Annotated in this window: 17 protein-coding genes; 9 read left to right on the plus strand and 8 right to left on the minus strand. The window is 48.5% G+C overall.

Annotated elements, in window-relative coordinates; translation table 11 throughout:
• Nucleotides 1–58: 58 nt before the first annotated feature.
• From H6859_09325 to H6859_09335, 3 genes are all read right to left on the minus strand, one after another.
• Complete coding sequence (locus tag H6859_09325) at nucleotides 59–508, minus strand: DNA polymerase III subunit chi (GenBank protein USO05336.1); 450 nt, start codon at nucleotides 506–508, stop codon at nucleotides 59–61.
• 5 nt (nucleotides 509–513) lie between these two features.
• Nucleotides 514–1,596 (minus strand): lysine-2,3-aminomutase-like protein, encoded by a 1,083-nt coding sequence (locus tag H6859_09330; GenBank protein ID USO06747.1) that lies wholly within the window; start codon nucleotides 1,594–1,596, stop codon nucleotides 514–516.
• Nucleotides 1,597–1,688: 92 nt separating this feature from the next.
• A complete protein-coding gene (locus H6859_09335) occupies nucleotides 1,689–3,215 on the minus strand; it encodes a leucyl aminopeptidase (GenBank protein USO05337.1) in 1,527 nt (508 codons plus the stop codon).
• Between H6859_09335 and lptF the strand changes: the two genes are divergently transcribed.
• The 4 genes from lptF (at nucleotide 3,197) to H6859_09355 (ending at nucleotide 7,212) form a co-directional block, all read left to right on the plus strand.
• Complete coding sequence (gene lptF / locus H6859_09340; GenBank protein USO05338.1) at nucleotides 3,197–4,429, plus strand: LPS export ABC transporter permease LptF; 1,233 nt, start codon at nucleotides 3,197–3,199, stop codon at nucleotides 4,427–4,429. The two genes, H6859_09335 and lptF, sit on opposite strands and share 19 nt — an antisense overlap.
• Nucleotides 4,426–5,553, plus strand: a complete 1,128-nt coding sequence (lptG, locus tag H6859_09345) for an LPS export ABC transporter permease LptG (protein ID USO05339.1) — start codon at nucleotides 4,426–4,428, stop codon at nucleotides 5,551–5,553. The genes lptF and lptG overlap by 4 nt, the downstream gene beginning before the upstream one ends.
• Before the next feature lie 149 nt (nucleotides 5,554–5,702).
• Nucleotides 5,703–6,500 carry a VacJ family lipoprotein gene (locus H6859_09350; protein ID USO05340.1) on the plus strand — a complete coding sequence of 266 codons (798 nt, stop codon included), beginning with the start codon at nucleotides 5,703–5,705 and terminating at the stop codon, nucleotides 6,498–6,500.
• Nucleotides 6,501–6,543: 43 nt separating this feature from the next.
• The gene (locus tag H6859_09355) at nucleotides 6,544–7,212 is read left to right on the plus strand and encodes an ABC transporter substrate-binding protein (GenBank protein USO05341.1); all 669 of its coding nucleotides are present in this window, start codon (nucleotides 6,544–6,546) and stop codon (nucleotides 7,210–7,212) included.
• Nucleotides 7,213–7,253: 41 nt separating this feature from the next.
• On the opposite strand, the gene H6859_09360 is transcribed toward H6859_09355, so the two are convergent.
• From H6859_09360 to ettA, 4 genes are all read right to left on the minus strand, one after another.
• Nucleotides 7,254–10,037, minus strand: a complete 2,784-nt coding sequence (locus tag H6859_09360) for a DotA/TraY family protein (GenBank protein USO05342.1) — start codon at nucleotides 10,035–10,037, stop codon at nucleotides 7,254–7,256.
• 50 nt (nucleotides 10,038–10,087) lie between these two features.
• On the minus strand, nucleotides 10,088–12,859 hold the full coding sequence (locus tag H6859_09365; GenBank protein USO05343.1) for a DotA/TraY family protein: 2,772 nt from the start codon (nucleotides 12,857–12,859) through the stop codon (nucleotides 10,088–10,090).
• A gap of 69 nt (nucleotides 12,860–12,928) precedes the next feature.
• Nucleotides 12,929–15,928 carry a DotA/TraY family protein gene (locus H6859_09370; protein ID USO05344.1) on the minus strand — a complete coding sequence of 1,000 codons (3,000 nt, stop codon included), beginning with the start codon at nucleotides 15,926–15,928 and terminating at the stop codon, nucleotides 12,929–12,931.
• Nucleotides 15,929–16,191: 263 nt separating this feature from the next.
• Nucleotides 16,192–17,865, minus strand: a complete 1,674-nt coding sequence (ettA, locus tag H6859_09375) for an energy-dependent translational throttle protein EttA (protein USO05345.1) — start codon at nucleotides 17,863–17,865, stop codon at nucleotides 16,192–16,194.
• A gap of 274 nt (nucleotides 17,866–18,139) precedes the next feature.
• On the opposite strand from ettA, the gene H6859_09380 reads away from it, so the two are divergent.
• The 5 genes from H6859_09380 to H6859_09400 all read left to right on the plus strand — a co-directional run bounded on the left by H6859_09380 (nucleotide 18,140) and on the right by H6859_09400 (nucleotide 21,964).
• Complete coding sequence (locus H6859_09380; protein ID USO05346.1) at nucleotides 18,140–18,724, plus strand: TetR/AcrR family transcriptional regulator; 585 nt, start codon at nucleotides 18,140–18,142, stop codon at nucleotides 18,722–18,724.
• 22 nt (nucleotides 18,725–18,746) lie between these two features.
• The gene (locus tag H6859_09385; GenBank protein USO06748.1) at nucleotides 18,747–19,385 is read left to right on the plus strand and encodes a DNA-3-methyladenine glycosylase I; all 639 of its coding nucleotides are present in this window, start codon (nucleotides 18,747–18,749) and stop codon (nucleotides 19,383–19,385) included.
• 71 nt (nucleotides 19,386–19,456) lie between these two features.
• Nucleotides 19,457–20,197, plus strand: a complete 741-nt coding sequence (locus tag H6859_09390; GenBank protein USO05347.1) for a Tellurium resistance protein TerA — start codon at nucleotides 19,457–19,459, stop codon at nucleotides 20,195–20,197.
• Between the two features lie 73 nt (nucleotides 20,198–20,270).
• Nucleotides 20,271–21,254 carry a calcium/sodium antiporter gene (locus tag H6859_09395; GenBank protein USO05348.1) on the plus strand — a complete coding sequence of 328 codons (984 nt, stop codon included), beginning with the start codon at nucleotides 20,271–20,273 and terminating at the stop codon, nucleotides 21,252–21,254.
• A gap of 68 nt (nucleotides 21,255–21,322) precedes the next feature.
• On the plus strand, nucleotides 21,323–21,964 hold the full coding sequence (locus H6859_09400; GenBank protein USO05349.1) for a TerD family protein: 642 nt from the start codon (nucleotides 21,323–21,325) through the stop codon (nucleotides 21,962–21,964).
• A gap of 17 nt (nucleotides 21,965–21,981) precedes the next feature.
• On the opposite strand, the gene H6859_09405 is transcribed toward H6859_09400, so the two are convergent.
• Nucleotides 21,982–22,506: a hypothetical protein gene (locus H6859_09405; protein ID USO05350.1), complete on the minus strand. Its 525-nt coding sequence runs from the start codon at nucleotides 22,504–22,506 to the stop codon at nucleotides 21,982–21,984.
• Between the last annotated feature and the right edge of the window lie 145 nt (nucleotides 22,507–22,651).

Consider the following 22,651-nt stretch of genomic DNA (forward strand, 5'->3'; position numbering starts at 1 on the left):
AAAAGAGCCGCCTGTTTTTTAAGCAGGCGGTTTTTTGTGAAGGTTGGCCTGTTTCGAGTTAGGCTTTTTTCTCCCAGCATCCTTGCGGGCTTTGTTGCCAGTAAGAAAGATTGGCATCTGCGTTTTTAAGTGTTTTCCAGCGTGCACGGGCCTTAGAGAGTATTTCGGAATTGCTTCCATCAAAGATATAGCATATCAGCGCGAATTCTTGGTTATCAGGGATGTTCTGGTCATGGGTGAGGATGAGCATATCGGCATTGTTCGGGTTTTCATCTTCGGCGGTGATCCAGACGGGCTGGTCTTTTGGGTTGCCCTCTTTTTTTGTACCATGAGGCAGGAAGCTGTTCGGATTATAGGTCCAAAGATGAGTGTTTAGGCGCTGGGTTTCTTGTTCGTTTGAGGTTTTTACGATGATGCGGTGGTCAGCGCTCAGGGCTTTGGTGACCAGTTGTGGCAGGACCTGTTCTAGTTCGGTGCGTTCAAGGTGATAGAAACGAATTTCAGTCATGGTTTTTAGCTTTCGCTTTGCGGTGCATAGATATGCTGCCCGCCCTTATAATCTGTAACGTTGTAGCCGCCTGCCGGTAAAGGTTCAAGGGCGCAAGGGGTGAGGGGAACTTTGCCGTAGCCACCAGGGATGTCGAGCATATAGGTTGGTTGACACAGGCCGGAGAGATGGCCACGCAGGGCGCGTATAATGCTTTGTCCTTCCTTGATCGAGAGGCGGAAATGGCTGGTGCCGGGGGCAAGATCGGGATGGTGGAGGTAATAGGGTTTAACATGCAGGGTGATCAATTCGCGGTAAAGATTTGCGAGAGTGGCGGCGTCATTATTAATGCCTTTGAGCATGACGGATTGTGAGAGCAGCGAGATGCCGCGTTGGTGGAGTGTTTTTATTGTGCGGCGAACTTCTGGTGTAAGTTCTTGGGCATGATTGATATGCAGGGCCATATAGAGCGCTTTATCAGGGTAGCATACCGACCGGTCGGTCTTTTCTTTGTTCGCTTTGATGAGAGGGGATATTGGAGAGCTTGCTAGAGCGTCTATCAGGGCGGGCGTGAGGCGGGCTGGATCAGCGATAGGCACACGGGTGTGGATACGAATGACTTTGACGTGATCGATGGCGCGCAGCGCGTTCATGATTTCACCTAGATGACGCGGCGAGAGCACTAGTGGATCGCCGCCGGTGAGGATGACTTCCCAGATTTTGGGGTGCGAACGGATATAATCGAGTGCGGCGGTGTATTCTTTAGGGTTCAGGCTGCCGGGGATTTTTTTGTCTTTCGGGCCGACTTGTTCGCGGCGAAAACAGTAACGGCAATAAACTGCGCAGACATTGGCGGGTTTGAACAATACCCGGTCTGGATAGCGGTGGATGATGCCTTTTACGGGGCTATGGGCTTCATCGCCGATCGGGTCTGAGCGTTCTTCGGGCAGGACTTTCAGTTCACAGGCTTGCGGGAGATATTGTTTGGCGATGGGGTCGTTTGTAATATCGCCTTTGATCGCATGTTTGATGTTTTGCGTTATTCGATAGGCGTATTTCTTTAGTAATGCGGTATCTATATCTCCGCCTTTTAATTTTATATAACACATTTTCAAGAAGGAGGAATGTGGGGTGTAAGGCGGTGAAGAGGCTTTTGGCTCGTCGGGATTTTGAGTCGTTTGCGATGCGAAGTGTTTAGGCATCAGCCCTCATAATATTTTGCGACAAGGTCGTTGAGGACACGTACACCGAAGCCGGAGCCGAATTTGGGCACGGTTGGCTGGTCGGATTTGCGCCAGGCGGTGCCGGCAATGTCCATGTGTGCCCAGCGTGTGCCATCTTCAATGAAATGGCCGAGGAAGGCTGCGGCGGTGCAAGAGCCGGCATTGCGGCCTTTGCCGGTATTTTGCAGGTCGGCGACTTCGCTTTCGACTTCTTTTGTCCAGACTTCATCAAGAGGCATGCGCCAGAGTTTTTCGCCGCTTTGCTCGCTGGCCTTTTCCATTTGTTTCCACAGGGTATCGTCATTGGCAAAGGTGCCGCAATATTCGTGGCCTAGTGCGATAAGAATTGCGCCGGTTAAGGTGGCCAGATCAATGACGAATTCGGGTTTGTATGTTTTTTGTATATAGGTTAGGCAATCGGCCAGAACGAGCCGGCCTTCCGCATCTGTGTTGAGGACTTCGATGGTTTTTCCGGCGTAGGTTTTGATGATGTCGCCGGGTCTGTACGCGTTTGAGGATGGCATATTTTCGGCCAGGCCGACAACGCCGACAGCATTGCATTTGGCCTTCCGCAGGGCCAGAGTTTTCATCAGGCCAACAACGGCAGCCGAGCCGCCCATGTCCATTTTCATTTCATCCATGTTCGGGCCAGGTTTAAGCGAGATGCCGCCGGTGTCAAAGGTGACGCCTTTGCCGACAAAGCCAAGGGTGGGGGTGTTTTGGGTTTTGTTTTTTGAAGTTGGGACGCCATTCCAGCGCATGATGACCATTCGCGGTTTGCGGCTTGAGCCCTGGCCGACGGCGGAAAGGCCTCCCATGCCAAGTTTTTCGAGCCTTTTATCGTCGATAATTTCAATTTCAATACCGAGTGGTTTGAGCTCGTTTTGGATAATTTTGGCGTAGCTTTCCGGGTAGAGGTCGTTGGGCGCTGTATTGACCAGATCGCGGGCTAGGAAAGTGCCTGAACGCACGTGGCTTAGATTTTCGAACAGTTTTTTGGCGTTGGCCGGATCTGGCGTTATGACGTCTAAGGTTTTGAATTTGAGCGGCGGTTTATCTTTTTTATCAGGTTTTGATTTATAACGGTCGAAATCATAGGCGCGCAGGGCAAAGCCATTGGCAAGATGCGCGGTGAGGGTTTCAATTTTGAGTTTTTTACTTTTTTCGCCGAGCAGTACGGCAGTTTCAGTGCTGGATTTGGTAAGTACGGCCGCCAGTTTACCACCGGCTGTTTCTGCTTTTAGCGCGTCCAGATCTTGATCTTTGCCCAGACCGAGCAGTGTGATATGTGTCACTGTGTTTTCTGCCGGGGCGCCGAGACTCATAATTTCACCATTTTTACCGGTAAATTGTGCGTTGTTTTTAAGGTTTGCGGTAATGAAGCCCTTAAGTGTTTTGTCCAGCGCTTTGGCTTGTGTCCCCAGTTCCCCACCTTCAAAGGCGCAAACAACAATTGCGCCTTTGGGTTTTGCGCTGGATTTAGGGAATGAAATTTTTAGGCTCATCGTCTTTCATCTTCTCTTATATGTGGATGAAGGTTATAAACGATATACTGTTTTTGACGAGATTGGCCAGAGCCAAAACGCATATGAATATTTTTGATCGCTATATTTTTAAAAATCTTTTGATTGCCACGGTGTTTGTTGCCGTGACGCTGGCGGTGGTGATTTTCTTGACGCAATCCTTGCGGTTCTTGGAGCTGGTCATTGAATCCGGGGCTTCGAGCAGCGCGTTTTGGGTTTTGACGATGCTGGCTTTGCCACGGTTTTTCGAAATTATTTTGCCGTTGTCGTTGATGGCGGCGACGTTGTTTGTTTATAGCCGCATGACCAGTGATTCTGAGTTGGTGGTGGTGCGCGCAACCGGTTATGCGCCTTCTGCTTTGGCGCGGCCGGCCATGATTCTGGCGTTGATTGTAACGCTTTTATTGATGGGGATTACGCTCTGGGTTGCACCAAAATCAATTAGCACGATGCAGGAAAAGCGCGAGATGATTAAGGCGCAGTTCTCGACGCTGCTTTTCCGTGAAGGTGTTTTTAATCAGGTGGGCAAAGGGTTGACGCTTTATGTGCGGGCGCGTGGTGAAGCCGGATCGCTTGTGGGCTTGATAATTCATGATAGCCGCGCTTCCGGGCAACCAGCTTCGACGATTTTTGCCGAACGCGGGACGCTGGTTTCTGCTGAGCAGGGTTACAGGATTGTTGTGTATGAGGGATCGCGTCAGGAATATGATGCTGAAAAAGGGATACTGAAACGGCTGAATTTTAATCGTTATACGATTGATTTGCCTGAGAGTGATCCGGTGCGCCAGCGTTGGGCGGAGCCGGATGAGCGGACGATTTTTGAGCTGCTTAATCCAGATGTACGTGTGAAACGCGATTTGGAGAGTTTACGCGATTTTCAGGTTGATCTTCATCGGCGGATTGTCAGTCCGCTTTTGGCGGTGGTATTTACGCTTATCGCATGTAGCGCGCTGTTGATCGGGCCGATTGACCGGCGCGGGCAGATGCGGCGCATTATGCTGGCTGTGGCAAGCGTCGTGGTGATTCAGGGGCTGTATATTGCGGCCTATAATATGGCGCGGCAAAGTGATGCGGGGCTGGTGTTTATGTATGGGCTGGTATTCTTTCCGCTTGGGTTGTGTTCTTTTGCCTTGAGCGGGATGAGTGAGAATTTACGCCGCCGGGTGCTCTATCATTGGCAAGGAGGACAGGCATGAAGGTGACAATGACGCTTAGCCGTTATATGGCGCGAACTTATGTTATGAATATGCTTTTTTTGCTCTTTGCCTTGCTAGGGGTGATTTATCTGTTTGACACGGTGGAATTGGTTCGCCGGGCCAGTAAAAGCGATTCTGTTCCGTTGGGACTGGTGTTGCAGATGGGGTTATTGAAATTGCCCGAGGTTGGGCAGATTTTGTTTCCTTTTGCTGTTTTGTTTAGTGCGATGCTGACATTTTGGCAATTTAATCGCCATTCTGAGCTGGTTGTGCTGCGTTCTTCCGGTTTTTCAGTCTGGCAGTTTTTGATGCCTGTGGTGGCGGTGGCCTTGTGTGTTGGTTTTTTACAAGTTGGGGTCATCAATCCGGTTGGCTCATTGCTGGTGGAAAAATATGAACGGTTGGAAAAAGAGTATCTTGATAAGCAAGATAGCCAAATTGCGTTGTTTAAAGAGGGACTTTGGCTTCGTCAGAGTACGGATGGTCATATTCTGGAAGATGATGACGATGTACAAAAGGGGTATGTGATACTTCATGCGCGTAAGGTTAAGCCGCCGCATTGGGGGCTTAGTCAGGTGAGCGTATTTTATTTTGGGCAGAATGACGTATTTCGCATGCGCGCGGATGCCAAAAGCGCTTCTTTAGAGCCGGGGCGCTGGGTGTTTGAGGATGTTGCTATTCATAGGTCCGGATCCGTGAAGATCAGTAAGCCAGAGATGGTTTTACCGACGACACTTACGATTGAAGATATTGAGGAGAGTTTTTCTTCTGCTGAAACAGTACCGTTTTGGGCGCTTCCGGCGCACATAGAGACATTGGAGCAGACCGGTTTTGATGCCAGCCGTTTGCGGGTATATTTTCATAGTTTGTTGTCTCAGCCTTTGTTTTTTGTAGCTATGGTCTTGCTTGCGGCAAGCGTTTCTATCCGCCCGCCGCGAATGGGTGGCGGTTTGATGCTCTTCGCTGTGGGCGTGTTTATCGGTTTTGTCGTGTTCTTTGTTTCCAGTTATTTACAGGCGCTTGGCTCTTCCAATCAAATTCCGCCGATTTTGGCGGCGTGGTCTCCGGCAATTGTATGTTTTTTATATGGGGTGAGTGCGATGATTCATCTTGAAGACGGTTAGATCGTGGTTATTTTTTATAATATTTTATTTTTTAACATTTTTACGGTGGCGTTAACCTTTTAATAAGTTTGCGCTGGTTAAATAGTGAAAAATAAGTTTCCATTCTTGACTTGCGTACTTCTTTCAATCACTTATAAAAGGTCGGATCTATGTTTAAACCTAAAGCGGCAGACATGAATAATATTGTATGGAATTTTAAAGCACTGGTAGCCTTATCAGCGATGGTTTTGCTTGTTGGCGGGTGCGCATCAAATGGTGAAGACCGCGTTATGGCTGGTGAGGTTGAAGTTAGCGATCCGTTCGAGAAGGCTAACCGGGCAATTTTCTCGTTTAATACTGCGGTGGATAAAGCGGTTATTCATCCTGTTGCCAAAGGGTACAATGCGGTTGTGCCGAATCCTGCACGTACAGGTATTGATAATGCGCTGAAGAATCTGCGTAGTCCTGCGAATTTCGCGAATCAGGTCTTGCAAGGTGATTTTGACGGTGCGGGCAATGTGGTTGTGCGTGCCGTTGTAAATACGCTTTTGGGTCTTGGTGGCTTGGTTGATCTGGCCGGCCATGAGGGTATTGAATACGAAGTTGAAGATTTTGGGCAAACGCTTGCTACATGGGGCGTTGGTCATGGGCCGTATTTGGTCGTGCCAATTTTAGGGCCGTCTTCTACACGCGATTATATCGGATATGCGGTTGATTCTTTTGCCGATCCGTTGCGCTGGTATCTCTTTAATATTGAAGAAGAGGGTATTTATTACGGTAAGGTCGGTGCAGATTACCTGAATTTGCGGGCGTCTTTGGTTGATGTTCTGGAAGATCTTGAGAAAAGTTCTATAGATTATTATGCTGCTACGCGCAGTGCGTATTATCAACGTCGCGAGGCTTTGGTTAATGATCAGGGGTCTGACGTGATTACTGCGCCAGCTATTCCTGATTATGATGATTATTAAGATGCGTGTTTTAGGCTATTAAATGAATTTAGGCTCTTTGATCATGCAACGTAGATTCCTGTTTTCGAGTGTTTTGGCGTTGGGTCTGGTTTCCGGGATCGCTTCTCATGCTTCGCTTTTGAGCACTTCAGCTGCTCCAGTTTTAAATTCCAGGTTTGCGCATTTTGTAGCTGCTAATGCGCACGGGGATGAGGTGGCTTTGGCGGCTGAAAAATTTGTTGCTGCATTGGCAGATCAGGGCATAGGGTTTCTTTCTGATAAGAAAATTACGGAAGAGAAACGGCGCGCCGAATTTAAAGCGTTATTGAATAAAAATTTTGATATGAACACTATTGCCCGTTTTTCATTGGGGCGGTATTGGCGCAGTGCTACGCAGGCGCAGCGTGACGAGTATGTGGTGTTGTTTAAAAAGATGATCGTGGATGTTTATTCTGCGCGTTTTAGCGATTATCAGGGGCAGGAAATTGAAGTTGTAGGGTCGCGTAAAGAAGGTGAACGCGATATTCTCGTGCATTCACTTCTTCGGCAAGATGGTGGGCCGGATGTCAAAGTTGACTGGCGTGTTCGTAATCGCAGCGGCGCTTATCAGGTTATAGATGTGATTGTGGAGGGTGTGAGCATGGCGATGACGCAGCGCTCTGATTTTTCTTCTGTCGTGCAACGCGGTGGCGGCGATGTAGAAGCTCTTCTGGTGCATTTGCGCCAAGAATAGGTTGTTTCCTGCTCAAGTTTTAAGAGTGTATTTTTCGTTTTTTAATCTGCGATGATTGCCAGGTCGCCTTTGGCGGTGCCGCGGACCTGGTTTCCGATAAGCAGCGTTCCTTTATATACATTGCTGGATAGTTTTCCAGCCGGATCGCCTGCGTTTTCCTGGAAGGTTGAAACTGAAACGCCCATCCAGCGCAGGATGTTGTTTGGAATAAGGTCAACCAGCTTGAAGCAGGATAGTCCTATCAGGTAGCAGATAATGGCGTACATTGCGGTGAAGAAAAACTCATCTACTGTGCCTCGGGCGATATTAAGGTTGGAAAGTGTTCCTGCCGGTGCGCTGCCGGTTACTATATTGGCTTCGAGCTCTTCGTCATAGCCTCCCAAATTGCCAATGACGAGATCAAAAATCTGGTTTAATACATTTACCAGCGCTGAGAATATGCTGATGCTGGCCACAAACCCGAAGATGATAAGGGTTGGGCGCAGGAAGATTTCCAGTAGCAGGAAGTATCCGTTTGTTGCGCCCGGGCCGACAACGCCTTCACCATCAATGCGTAAATGCGCAAGCGCCCATAGCGGCATGGCAACGATGGCTTCAAATATGCTTTTGATCCATCCGCTGACGGCGAACATAAAGTAAATGAAGGGCAGGAATGGCAGAACGTAGTATAGAATTGCTGCGATGCCGACTGTAATGATGACCAAAGCGAACAGGAAGTTTCCGGCGGGGCCAGCGCCTTCTGCGAATTGATCCAATTTAAAACCAAGCCCTTTGACGCCGCTTAGTGCAGCACCGTATGCAGCGTTGCGTACTACGGCTTCCATCATGCTTTTACCGAGAGCCGAGAGTTGTGCCAGTGGGTGTACGTTTGTATTGTTGCGCATTTCAAACAGGCCGTTTGTACCAAACAGGGAATTGACGTAGTCGATTATGATGTTGCCTGTTGGTTGATCGAAGTTTGATTGTTGTGCAGAACCGTTTTGTGTCCAGAATTCGTAGGCCTCAACCATAGCGGTTAGCATGTTGCGCTCGTCGTCTTTTATCTCCATGAGGACATTGACGCCCATAGCGTCTGCCATATTTTGGTTGAAGAGGCTACTTGTTCTGATGAGCTCATTTTGCTGTCTGTTATTTCTCATTGCGGTTTCCATGAGAAGTGGGAGGAGTGATGCTTTAGGGATATTGAGTGAGGCGGTGGTGATGGCACCGTTCATTGCTGCGATTTTGTTATACCAAATGGCTGCGCCGGCCCAGCCGCGTTCGATGATTTCGGTTGGCACAGCGAAGTCGCCTTGTGCGCGTTGAATCTGGATTGCGCCCATAGTGACGAGTTTTACAGAGTTTACGTAAAATGCAATTTCGCTTTTTACCCAGGTTTCGTCGTGAATGGGGCTGCAGTTTGGATCGTAAGCTTCTTCTGTGATTTTGTGTTTTACAAAACACTCGGATCGGTCTTTATATTGTTGATCATTCCACAGGCTTTTTACCAAGTCGTAGTATACGTTGAAAATCATATTTGCACCGGGTTCTTCAATGCCTTGAACCTGTATCATGACTTCACCACAGTAGGGTTTTACGTTTCCTTTGAGTCCTTGGTATTGTGTTGAGAGTTCTCCGGGTTTTGCGGGGTCGTCTCCAGCTTCACCTAAGCGGCCGAAGCGTATGGTTATTGTTCCACGATAGGCAAAATCAAGGGCGTTGGGGTAGCTTAAGCCGTTAAAATCGAGCGCATTTGGTGTAAGCGTTGCCCCGTTTATGGTTGGGGTTATGTTTGCCGGGGGAGTGGAACGCACTACATAAGCATCTATTTTTTTTTCGGGGCCTTCCTGAAGGTGGTAAGCTGCAGCGCAGGTTCGGGCGAGGTACATCGTTTGGAGCAGGTCGTTGACTTCTGAAATCGGTGTGTTGGGCTGGGCCACCAGATCATATTGCTGGCTTAAATAGTTTGCAGACAGGCTTGGTGATGGCCCTCCGCCATTAAAGACCGTCCAGGCATTTGTCGCCATGTTGGAGCCGAGCTGCACTATTTTAAAAGTGATTAACTGGGCTGCGTTGAGACCCTGATTGGGGCCGCCTGCCCAGTTCATAGGGACAAGCAGGGCAAAAAATAAAATTAATCTGACGGGGGCCCAGGCTTTATTAAAGCGTTGTCCGAAGGGCGTTCCTGAAGCGGCGGTTTCAGCGATTATTGCAATACACAGATATATGATGACAAGAGAACCAACCCAGAAAATTCCATAAGCATAAAACTGTAAGATGCGGTGCAAGGCGATATGGAAGGGGAAAGGGTAAGCGGTGGGTGTGCTGGATAAAGTAACGCCTTTTAGATCTGTGCAAGGTACACCAAGATTGGAGATGCAGGAGTTAAAAAAACCTGTTAGTCCAAAAATTCGGTCCAGAAGGATGAACGCGATATCCTGTTCCGGGCCGAGTGAACCGGTTGTTGTATTCGGGTTTGGGAACAGGTCGGTGATGCCTAACGCAAGGGCAGGATGTTCGGCCGTGATCGCGACGATCAGAAGTATGAATTGCAGTCCTAATAAAATTAACCCCACAAGAATTGTAAAATAAATAATGATCTGATCTATGTGTTTTCGGTCGAAAACGAGGTTGTTTGCCGCTTCGGCCATGACATGGCGAATTCCGAACTGACCTATATTTTGAGGGTTCAGATAAGGGTGTCCTGTGGGGAGAAGGCGGACATTGCTAAAAATTAGCGCTATCGTATAAGCCAAATGTGTAAAACCGTTTTTGAAAAGCGCAGAAATCCGGGGAATGAACCCGGGGAGGAGCGTATATTTCAGGATTTTACTTTGTGTTCCCATTTATCCATTTTCATCTTTAAACGTTGTTTTTTGTACGTTTCTATCTTTTGTTATTTAAACAGTCCTTTTAGTCCGCCGCCGATAGCACCAAGTGTTTGCTGTGAGCCGACGGTTGCCGTTCCGATCAAGCTTTGACCTGCATCTTCGCGCTGGTCTCCAAATGTTGCAACAGATTGTCCCATCCAGCGCAGGATGTTGTTTGGAATCATGTCGACCAGTTTAAAGGAGGACATTCCCATCAGATAAACGATGATGACGTAGATAACCGTGAAGAAGAATTCATCAATTGCTCCCCGCCATTCTGCGACTTTTGAGGTTGCGGCGGCGCCTGAGAGTTCGAGTTCGGTATCAAAACCGCCAAGGTTAGCAACGACCAGATCAAATGTTTGATTTAATACACTGACCAGCGCCGAGAAAATCGAGATGCTGGCCAGCAGTCCAAAGATGATTAAAATGGGTCGTAAAAAGACTTCGAAAATCAGGAAATAGCCACTGACCGCGGCTTGTCCGGCCAAGCCGTTGCCGTCGATTCGCAAATGCGCCAAAGCCCAAAGCGGGGCGCCGACCATAGCTTCAAAAATACCTTTTACCCATCCGCCAACTGCAAAGAAGAAGTAGATAAAGGGCAGGAAGGGGACTACGTAGAACAGGACGAATCCAGCGGTCAGGCCGATTGTTGAAAATGTTATGATGAAGCCTGATGCAATTTTTGCCGCTTCTCCGGTCATGTCCAGATTCTTTACTAATGTACCTGTCAGTGCGCCAATACCGGCATAGCCGAGGTTTCGAACCGAGGCTTCGATAAGCGAGCGGCCAACGCCGGCCAGTTGAGCCAGGGGATGTACGTCGGAGTTTTGACGCATGCTGAACAGCCCGTTTGTGCCCAGAAACGTATTCATAATGTCGATCATTGCGTTGCCTGTGGGGGCGGAGTGCGATGTTGTGACGCCGCCGCCTTTTTGAAAGAAATCAAAGGCTTCCCATAGAATGGGGGCGATTTTTTCTTCTATGGGCTTTAGCCCTCCTGTGGCAGCACTTGAGGTTGATGTTGGATTAAAGCGTTCATTAAAGTCAACGTTTTGTTCGCCCTGGCGTTTTTTTGCGTATACTTTTTCCATGACGTGCGGGTAGCGTGAGGGCATCGGAATGTTGAGCGTGGCCGTTGTCAGCGCGCCGTTCATGTCGGCAACGCGGTTGTACCAGATCCCGGCGCCGGCCCAGCCTTTGTCACGCAGATTGGCGTCAGTTTGCCAACGCTGGGACTGGCGCATTTCCGGTGCGGCGCCGTTGGTGCCCAACGCGCCCAAGATGCCTGTGGATGGCGTACTTGGAGTACCGGTTAATATTTCACGCAGGTCAAGCCGGTAGAAGTCCTGCAGGGCGGTTTTCCATTCAGTTGTATGGAGGTTTAAGCCTTGTTGATGGTAACTGGTCGGTGCAGTTGAAAAGAATGTTTTTACTTTGACTAAATTCTGGGCGTAGGGCGGCACTGTCAATGCCGGGGTTGGACCATTGCCTTCCATGGTTACGAACCATAATTCCTTGAGGATAAACCAGTAGTATTCCTGTAGTGTTTCGATGCCAGGCTCTGCCGTGCCGGGGGCTCTGGGATCAGAAAGTTTAAATGTCAGTTCGCCGCAGGTCGGGTGGACATAGCCCATGAGGTCGCCGTATTTGTCTTCATCCCGGCGTCCGAAGCGGATGATGACCTGGTTTTCGCCGTCTGCAAAATTTATGAGCTGCGCATATGAGACATTTGTGTTATTTACCTCGAGATGATTTTCGGGCAGTTTTAAAGGATCGCCGACCAGGTAAAATTTAACAGGCTGAGGGGGGGCATGGGCAACGGCTTCAGCTTCGGTGCATACTTTTGCAGCATACATGAATTGTAAAAGTCCGCCGACTTCCGGGACGTTGGGAACGCCCACAAGGTTGGCTGCTGAGGCCGTGTCACTGTTCAGAAGGTTTTCAAAGGCGCTGCCATATGTGGCGTTTAATGTGTCGTTAAACAGGTTCCAGCCGTTGGTCGCAAAACCCGAGCCGTATTTTGCAGCATAAAGCACAATATATTGCGCTGAGTTATATCCATAGCCGATTGGAAAAAGCAGGCCAAAAGCCATGACAAAGCGGATCGGCGCCCAGACCTTGTTAAAACGTTTGCCCATCGGGGTTCCGCTTTCCGCCGTTTCCAGAGCGATTGTGAAAATAAAATACATTCCTATGAATGCTGCAACCACGGTGAGGCCGATATTATAAAGTTGGAAGAGTTGGTGTAGGCCTCTATGAATGGCGAAAGGGAATACTGTCGGGTCATATGACCATGTTCCGCCCGGTGCGCCTGCGGCGGTTGCAATAGGGTTTCCATCAATAGTGGTACAGGGTACGCCGACTGAAACACAGGAGTTGAAGATACCCGGGACGCCAAAGACCATATCCATCAATATGTTGGCGATGTCTTGTGCTTCATTGCCTGAGGCTGCTGTTGAGAAAAATCCTGGAAAGGTTGTCGGCATTGCAGCCATTGCCGGTTGCATAAATACGGCGAGGCTTAACAAACCAAACTGTAAGGCCATTAATATGAGGCCAAACAGGATACAGAAGAATAATAAGATCTGGTCGATGTTCTTTGTTGAAAAAACAATGTTATTGGCGGCTTCGGCCAGAACGTGACGGATGCCGAAACGTCCCATATTTGAAGGGTTCAGGTAGGGGTGCTCTGCAGGTAAAAGACGCACCGAGCCGTATACAAGGGCGATGAAATAAGGAATATATTGAAAGCCGGAGGCGAAGAGATCGCGAAAACGCTGCCGAAAGCCCGGCATTACTGCGTATTTTATTATATTTTTTCGCGTTACACTTTGCATGTTTAAATTTCTTTCCTCCTTCTTACTCTATGGAGCAGCTCTTTCTGTGGTAGCTGCACCTCTTGCGACGTTTCCTACAACGCCTCCAAGACCACCGGCCAGATCTTTAACTCCGCCAGCAATTTCGCGGCCAGCGGTCATACCACCCAGAGCGGCATAGCGGGTCAGGCCTTCTGTCGGGTCCTGGTTAATGTCGCCGAAGGATGAGACGCCTTGTCCCATCCAGCGCAGGATGTTGTCCGGAATTTTATCGATCAGTTTGAAGGACGCGGTTGCGAGCATATATACGATGATCGCATATAAAACGGTATAGAAAAATTCATCGACAATGGCACGTTTGAACTTGAAGTCTGCGGCAATGGCGATTGTCGGGTCGCTGTTATGGCCGCCGACATTGTCTGTGACCATCAACCAGATGAAGTTCAAGACTCGTACTTGTGCGGTGAAGATCAGCATGGCGGCGATGAGGCCTGCGACCGACAAAATCGGACGTACAAAGATTTCAAAAATCAGGAAATACCCATTTAAGGCGGATTCGCCGGGCAGTCCATCGCCGTCAATTCTTAAGTGTGCCAAGGCCCATAGCGGTACGCCAACCATTGCTTCGAAAATGGTTTTAATCCATGAGGCTACAGCAAAGTAGAAATATACAAATGGCAGGAATGGCAGGACGTAAAAGAGTACGAGCCCTGCTGTCAGTCCGACGAAAGCAGTAGATAATACGAGGCCGCTGACGGCGTCAGCTAACGGACCGGCCGCGGTGTCGAGCGCTTTGGAAATACCACCACCAGCAGCGCCCATAGAGGCTCCTGCAACATTTCGGATGGCGGATTCGACAAGGCCTTTACCGAGCGCGACGAGTTGTGCCAGCGGGTGGATGTTTGCGTTTTCGTCGTTCATGGCGAATAAGCCGTTTGTTCCGAAAACGAGATTCATACCCGTTTCAAGGGCGTTTGTGGTATTGGCTTTTTCGCTTTTTGCCATGTTTTTGTTACTTTTATTCCAGTATTCAAGGACACGATATTCAATCATCGCAATTGGGGCAGCGCCTGATTCCACGTGGCTTAGTTTAAGGCCTGCGCTTTGTGATTTGGTGTTAGGGTTGTAGGCCTGGATGCCGGAAGGGTCGCTGTCTTGTTTACCTTTTTCCTTTTTTACCTTTTCCATTAAATATGGATAAACGTTCATTTCCGGTACGTTGAAGAAGGTGTTCATGAAAGCGCCATTGGCTTGGGCGATTTTGTTGAACCATATACCTGCGCCGCCCCAACCGCGTTGGAGCAGGGCATTATCAACAGCGAATTCTCTGGTGCCCTGATTATAGTCGACCCAAATTTGGGTTAGTTTGGTGTTGAGCGTAACTTGTAATTCGTTTGTTGCTTCTTGTTTCCACTCTGCCGAGATGTTGTGGGTCGCGCAATCACGCTTGTCTTCTGTTTTGGGAGGAGGAAGCGGGGCGCCACAATCGTTATGCGGAAGGTCAAGGTTTGGGGAGAATAAGCCGCCACCTGCGCAGCCGATATTACAGGCTGAATCTTCAGGTTTTTTTGACGGGTTTTGTTCGAGCATCGCCATGCGGCCGGCAAAATCGATGTAGTTTTCGTTTATATTTACGTCGTGCCAGTGGTCGCGGATGAGTTCAAAATACATGCGCTGGACGGCGACAGACCCCAGATATCCGTCTGTGGCGTGAACGTTACCAGCGTTGGTCGGGCGCCGGTCTGTTACAGGGATGCGGATTTCACCGCAGGTTGCCTGGACCTGTCCAGGTTCGTCTTTGAACATTTCTTCTTCCTGGTCGGATATGGTCCAGTCACCATTAATGTCCCAATCGCCACGACGGCCAAAGCGGATGACGATGTCGCCGCTGGTGTAAAATTGCAGCGCCTGTTCATATGTTGTTCCGGGCAGGACTTCAAGAAATTCATTGGGATCGATGCCTGCCTGCCAGGCGGTCGGGGTTTTGACCAGATAAGGTTTTACGCCGTAGCGGTTGTTCAAATAAGTGGGTATTTGTCCCGGGTTTTCGGGGTAATCGACTCGTATATCTCCAGGCGGGTTTGCCGGCGCTGTGTTTTTCGCAATGCGTGGATCGTGCAGATAATGCGCATAAGCGCAGCCGTGCACGATTGAGAACATCTCGGCGAGTAAAGAGGCATCCGGGGGCTTTGGCATGGCGATCAGGTTTTCCGCTTCGCCGGCGATGTTTCCTGCTGCGCCACCGGGCATGTTTGCGGCAACCTGCTGGTTAAACGTGATCCAGCCATTCGTGGCCATGCTTGAGCCGAACTTGGCGGCAGCGAAGGTAATATATTGTCCTGAGTTGTATCCTAAACCTAAAGGGATCAACAATCCTACAGCGACGACCAGGCGTACCGGCACCCAGAGGTTTTTGAAACGTTGACCGAAGGGCGAGCCTGTTACTGCCGTTTCGACTATGACGACGACCACATAGTAAGAGAAAATGATGGTTCCGATCAGAAGGATGCCAATGGAGTAGAATCTAAATAAATTATGGAGCGCAAGATGGAATGGCCAGGGGTATACTGCGCCCGTTGCTGCTGGCGGTTTATCCGGGTTGCATTCAATATTTTGCGATACGCAGGAATCAAAAAAGTTGTTTACGCCGTCTCCAACGCCGAAAACCTGGTCCATGAGCATGTAGGCAATATCATATGTCGGTGCGGGCGTTACGAAAATTGAAGCGGCTATAGCCGAGCCGAAAAACAGGCCGAGCGCCAGCATAATTATTTGTGTGCCTATTATCACAACGCCGGTGAGCATGAGCGTGAAAACAATCAATTGGTCGATATTATTATGGTTGATGACCAATGCGTTGGCGGCTTCGGCGATGACGTGGCGGATGCCGTATTTGCCAATATTTTGAGGGTTCAGATAAGGGTGGTTATTCGGCAGCAGGCGAACCATTGAATAAATTTGTGCCATTAGGAAGGCAATATAGCCGAAGCCGGACGTAACAAGGCGCTTTAGCCGGGGGATTATCTCCGGCATTATTGCGTATTTCAAAACTGTTTTTGCTTTTATACCGCTCACGTCAAATACTCACCACTTCAATATATAGTGTAGCGCGAAAATAGTTAAAATTTTAGTTAATTTGTTCGTATTTTATGGTTTTCGCCCCATTATAAAGTTGTTTATTTCTATAACATGTTGTTTTTTTATACATGTTTTGCTCAGACACAATTTTGTCACAATTGCCTTAAAAACCTGTAAAGATTTGGTTTTACAGGCTTTTTATATGGTATTTTAAGCTCGGTGCTTTAGGGCAGTTAGCTGGCTTTGCGCAAAGGTTTGTATTTGATGCGGTGGGGCGTGTCGGCATCATGGCCCATACGGCGTTTGTAATCGGCTTCGTAGTCCTGATAATTGCCTTCAAACCATTCGACATGGCTGTTGCCTTCGAAAGCAAGGATATGCGTACAGAGGCGATCAAGGAACCAGCGGTCGTGGGAGATGATGACGGCGCAGCCCGGGAAGCGTTCGATGGCTTCTTCGAGTGCGGCGAGGGTTTCGGTGTCCAAATCGTTGGTCGGTTCGTCGAGCAGGATGACATTGGCTTCTGATTTCAACATTTTAGCCAGATGTACACGGTTGCGCTGGCCGCCAGAAAGATTCTTAACCAGTTGTTGCTGGTCGGATTTACGGAAGTTGAAGGCCGACACGTACGCCCGGCTTTGCATCTCGATTTTACCGAGTTTAATGATGTCGGTGCCACCGGAGATTTCTTCCCAGACGGTTTTATCGCCATCAAGGGAATCGCGGCTTTGGTCGACATAGCCGAGCTTGACAGTGTCGCCGACTTTGAAGGTGCCTTCGTCCGGGGTTTCATTACCGGTGATCATTTTAAAGAGCGTGGATTTACCCGCGCCGTTGGGGCCGATGACACCGACGATGCCCCCGGGGGGGAGCTTGAAGGAGAGATTTTCAATGAGCAGGTGATCGTCAAAGCCTTTTTTGATGTTTTGTGCTTTGATAACAAGATCGCCAAGACGAGGCGGGGTGGGAATGACGATTTGGCAACTGCGCTTGTCGAGTTTGGCACTTTCGGCCAAAAGGTCTTGGTAGGCGTTGATTCGGGCTTTTGATTTGGAACGGCGCGCAGATGGGCTTTGTCCTATCCATTCCTGTTCACGTTTGAGTGTTTTTTGGCGCGTATCTTCTTCGCGTGATTCCTGTTCCATGCGCTTGCGCTTGGCTTCCAGATAGGCGGAGTAATTGCCTTCGTAGGGAATGCCAGAGCCGCGGTCGACTTCTAGAATCCAGCCTGTTACGTTGTCGAGGAAGTAGCGGTCGTGGGTGACCATAACGACGGTGCCAGTGTAATCGCTTAAGAAGCGTTGGAGCCACGCGACGCTTTCGGCATCGAGGTGGTTGGTTGGCTCATCGAGAAGTAGCAAGTCCGGTTTTTCGAGCAGCAGACGGCACAGGGCGACGCGGCGGCGCTCTCCTCCGGACAGGTTGGTGATGGCTGAATCGCCCGGTGGGCAGCGCAGAGCGTCCATAGCTATGGAAATTGTACGTTCTAATTCCCAGCCATCAACAGCGTCGATTTTTTCTTGTAAATCACCCATTTCGGTCATGAGAGCGTCGTAGTCGGCGTCGGGCTCGGCCATTTCCAGGCCGATCGCGTTGAAACGTTCCACCATGGCTTTGGTTTCGGCCAGGGCTTCCATGACGTTTTCTTCAACGGTTTTACTTTCGTCGAGTTGTGGTTCCTGCTCGAGATAGCCGACACGTACGCCATCGGCGGCCCAAGCTTCGCCTGTGAAATCTTTATCAACGCCGCCCATGATTTTGAGCAGGGTGGATTTACCCGCGCCGTTGGGGCCGAGCACACCTATCTTTGCGCCGGGCAAGAAGCTGAGTGTAACGTTTTCAAGGATCTTTTTGTTGTCGAAAGATTTAGACAAGCCGTTCATAACATAGACGTACTGGGCTGACATTTTTACTCCTTTGTGATTTTAGAAGCATAGAGTTAGCGCAGAACTGCGTGCAAATCAATCTTTAGAAGCGATCTTGGAAAAAGGCTTCATCGTCGGAGATGCGGTGGGTGTGAAAGGCTTTGAAAGAACGTTCATGTCGTGGTTTTTCACTGGTTGTATAGACAAGGTAAGCGCTTGGCAGCGTATTTCGCGGGAAAAGTTGAGGGCATTTTAGAAGTAAGGCTTGATGAAAAACCGACCGGTCGGTATATTTGTGGGGCAGGAGGATTCAGGGATGAAAAAAGCAACAGATTTACGGATATTGGATAGCGCTGAGCAATTGTTTTGGCATTACGGGCACCGGGCGAGTTCGCTCGATAAAATTGCCAATGATGCGGGTCAGAGCAAGGGCGCAGTGTTTCATTATTTTCGCAACAAAAAGGATATTACTTCGCAGGTTTTGCGCAAATATGCGCAGGAAAATATTTTTGGATTGTTGCAGACGCATTTTACCAAGACGCAAAATACCAAAGAGGCGCTTTTGAATTGGGGGATGGAGATTTATCAGTCTTATGCGCAAGATGAATATAAGGGTGGGTGCTTGCTTGGTAATATGGCGCTGGAGCTATCGGACGGCGATGAGGCGGCGCGTCATGAAATAGCAAAGATTTTCTTGGAGTGGGAAAATCAACTGACCAATTATTTCAAAGATCCGGCGCGCACGGGTGAGATTATGATGGAGCCGCGGCAATTTGCGCGGTTGTTGATTGCGACGTTGCAGGGGGTTACGATGACGGCCAAGGTTCATAAGGATAAAAATCGTGCAGCGCGTGAGTTTCAGGCGTTTGCGGAATTAATTGAGCGCATGGTTCGCGGTTAAACCGACCGGTCGGTTTTTTGATATGGTTCAAGACGGTTTGATTGAAGGCGCTGATGGGCAGGTCCGTTGCTGGTGGTGCGGTGATGATCCTGAATATATTCGTTATCACGATGAGGAGTGGGGGCGGCCCGTTAGCAATGATATTCGGTTGTTTGAGAAGATTTGTCTGGAGGGGTTTCAGTCCGGTTTGAGCTGGATTACGATTTTGCGTAAGCGTGAAAATTTTCGCTCTGCATTTGACGGGTTTGACTTTACTAAAATTCAAAATTTTGATGAGCAAGATATTGAGCGTTTGCTCGGCGATGCGGGGATTGTTCGTCATCGGGGCAAAATTGAAGCCACCATCAATAATGCGCGCCGCGCCATGGAAATGGTAGAAGAGTTTGGTTCGCTAGCGGCTTATTTTTGGAGGTGGGCGCCGGAAGATACCGACCGGTCGGTATCTTATGTGGACATTCCAGCGGTGACGGATATTTCAAAAGCGCTTTCGAAAGATTTGAAAAAGCGTGGCTGGAAATTTGTTGGGCCAACAACCGTGTATGCGTTTATGCAGGCGATGGGAATGGTTAATGATCATGTTGAAGGGTGCGGGCAGTGTGCGCTTGTTGAAGAGCATCGCCGGGCGTTTCAGCATTTTATAGCTTCTGATTCTAAATTCTAAGCCTAAGTCCTTTATTCTTTTGGCTTTTAGGGATTGCAGTGCTATGGTTTCGTATTGTTTATGGAGTGAATATGGATAAGAAAAAAACCTCTATTGATTCGATGGCTGAAGCTTCGCGTAGCGTTGTAGATTTTTCTGGTCATAACGGTTCTTTGGGGGCTGCCGGTTATCGGGAGGCCTCTTCGCACCCCGAGAATTGTGAATTTTTGAATGAACCTGGTTCGACGATTGCTATCAGTCCGGGGCTGGAAGGGTTTACTTCGATTGATATTGGTGTGGCCTGGGATAATGTGCGGCTTGAGCAGAGTGGGTTTTTCGGCAAGATGTTTAAAAAAGCGCGAAAGGTTGGGGTGGATCTCGATATTGGCTGCTTATACGAAATGAAAGACGGTACGCGCGGTGCGATTCAGGCATTTGGTGAGAAGTTTGGAAAATTTGATGCGCCGCCCTATATATGGCTTTCGGGGGATGAGCGTACGGGTAACGCGGAGGGACATGATGAGGTTATTCATGTGAACGGGGCGCATTGGGATGATATAAAACGTATTTTGGTTTATATATATATATATAAGGGAGCGCCGCGTTGGAGCGAGATTAATCCGCAGATTATTCTGGATGTGCCCGGTGAGAATGATTTGGTTGTAACGCTGGGGGCGCATGATGATGCGTTGGCGTTGTGCGCGGTTGGTGGATTGGAAAGCGTACGCGGCGGGATCAAGCTGACGAATTATACGGAATATTTTCCTGGTCACTATGAGATGGATCGTGCCTTTGGTTTCGGGTTAGAGTGGGGTGAAGGACGGAAAGAGTAAGTTTGGTTTTTTATTGGCCTTAAGCACTTCCTCTTAATTCTTCAAGGGAACTTCGGTTTTAGAAAGCATATTTATGGATGTTGTGACATTGCAGGCACTTGTCATTCCGCTGGGTTTGATAATGTTTGGCACTGCCCTGCTGATTAAGGGAGGGAACTGGACGATTGATTCGGCTGTGTTTATTGCACGGCGGTTTGGTCTGTCGCCAATGGTGGTGGGTTTTACGATTTTGGCGTTTGGTACATCTTTGCCGGAGTTGATTGTTTCTATATTAGCGGTTTTACGGGGTTCTGAAGGAATCGCGATGGGCAATGTGATCGGTTCGAATATCGCCAATATTTTACTGGTGATTGGGTGTTCTTCAGTTTTGGTGACAATGCAGATTACGCTCAGTAAGGGCCTGATTAAAGATCTGGTGATGATGTTGCTTTCTGCATTTTTGCTGATGGGTTTGATGCTTTACGGCGAAATTGGACGGATTGCCGGGTTAGGTATGGTGGCGATTTTGTTGATGTATATATTTGTTCAATACCGCATGGCGATGAAGGGTGAGATTGTTGTTGATGGGGAAGATTTACCTTTTTTCAAGCATCCAGCCCAGCCGTACGTGTTTTTGGTTTTAGGGCTTTGTGGCGTAGGCGTTGGGGCTGAATTTTTGGTACGCGGAGCTAGCCAGTCTGCGGCCATACTTGGCGTTCCTGAGGATGTTGTGGCTTTGAGTATTATTGCTTTCGGCACGTCGCTGCCGGAACTTTCTACAAGTATTATCGGCGCGCGGCGCGGTCACGCGGAAATGGCTCTGGGCAATATTGTCGGTTCGAATGTTTTTAATATTTTGATAATTATCGGCATTACCGCGCTGGTGAAGCCAATCGCGCAGGGTTCATATGCCGATCAGCTTTTAGAGTTTGATATTTGGTTTATGTTGGCTGTAACGGTGGTTTTTGCGGCGTTGGTTGCCGGTTATAGAAAAATTACACCGGTAATCGGCGGTATATTTGTTAGCGCGTATGTCGTTTATACGATTTATATTTATGCGATTAATTTCGGCACATAATTTTGTGTCGGTTGTGTTACACTGGAAGCTGGTGTTGGGCTTTTTAAACTCGAAATGGGATCAATCAAATGGTCGATGATATTCTCGATACACGATTTGAAGGTAAAGAAGTCGATTTGGCGGACAATCTGGTTTATCTGAATGATGATTTAAACCTGATGCAAGTTGATCCGGCTCTGCGTAATGTTCTAATTGGCGCGGGATGGGATGTTAATGCGTTTAATGCCGACACTCTTGATCTCGATTTGTCCGTGTTTTTGCTTAATAAAGAAAATGTGACACGCGAGGATGGCGATTTTGTGTTTTATAACCAACCCGAGACGTTTGATGGCGGTGTAAAGCATAGGGGGGATAGCCGTACAGGCGCCGGTGATGGTGATGATGAGAGTATTCTTGTTGATTTGCATGCGGTTCCGTTCGATATTATTCGCGTTGCTATTTGTGTCACGATTTATAAAGGGTATGAAAAAGAGCAGAATCTTGAGATGCTTCGTAATGCGTATGTTCGTATTGTGAATGTAGATACTCGTCATGAAATTTGTCGTTTTGTTATTGATCAGGTTCTACAAGACAGAACTGAAACCGGTGTAATTATCGGCTTCTTAAATCGTGAAGGGCCTAAATGGCATTTTAAACCTGCGGCTGATTTTGTGCCTGGCGGTTTGAGCGAGTTGGGTAAACGTTTTGGGCTTATTATCAATCAGGAGTAACTTAATAAGTCCTGTTCCTAGGGTTTTTTCATACCCATGAGGGCAGCCGGTTTTACTTTGGGTGATTTTCGTCCAATTTTTCCACGGCGGCCGCCGCCTCCAAAACTATCATCTTTCATTTTATCTTCGATCAGCATATCAATGTCGGGGATTTCATTCATTTGCAGGGCGCTGACACATGCGAGAAAAAATTCGCAGCCTTTTTCTTCCCAGCCGTGGAACTCGTTGACGTAGTCTTTGCCCTTAATGCGCAGATGTTTAGGTCCCCATTGGTTTTCACCGACAGGCTCAGCGCGCATCCATAAGATTTGTTCCCGGCCGCCGCCGGAGGATGCGCCGCCGTCCTCATCATCGTCATCTGTTTCATCGTGAAGAAACTGGATTTCGGCCTCGATGTCTTCACCGGTTGGTCCCATGCGGACTTCTGCACTACATGTGAGTTTTTTTTCTTCGCTGTAAACGAGCCATGGCTGTGTCTCATAGGGAGAGAGCGCATGATTGACGCCGAGTTGTTGCAAGAATTTTATAAGCTCAAAACGCATTTATCGTGCCGTGTTGGGGGTTTTGTATGTCGTGCTTGGTACCATACATAATTTTATCAGAGTTATTCAAGAATTGCTTGTGGGAATGCCTGGCCGATTTGTTTAGAAAGCGTTCATTTTTTTAATGAAAGAGTGATATGATTTT

The organism is Rhodospirillales bacterium (genome assembly GCA_023898785.1).
In the GTDB taxonomy this organism is placed as follows: domain Bacteria; phylum Pseudomonadota; class Alphaproteobacteria; order Micavibrionales; family Micavibrionaceae; genus TMED27.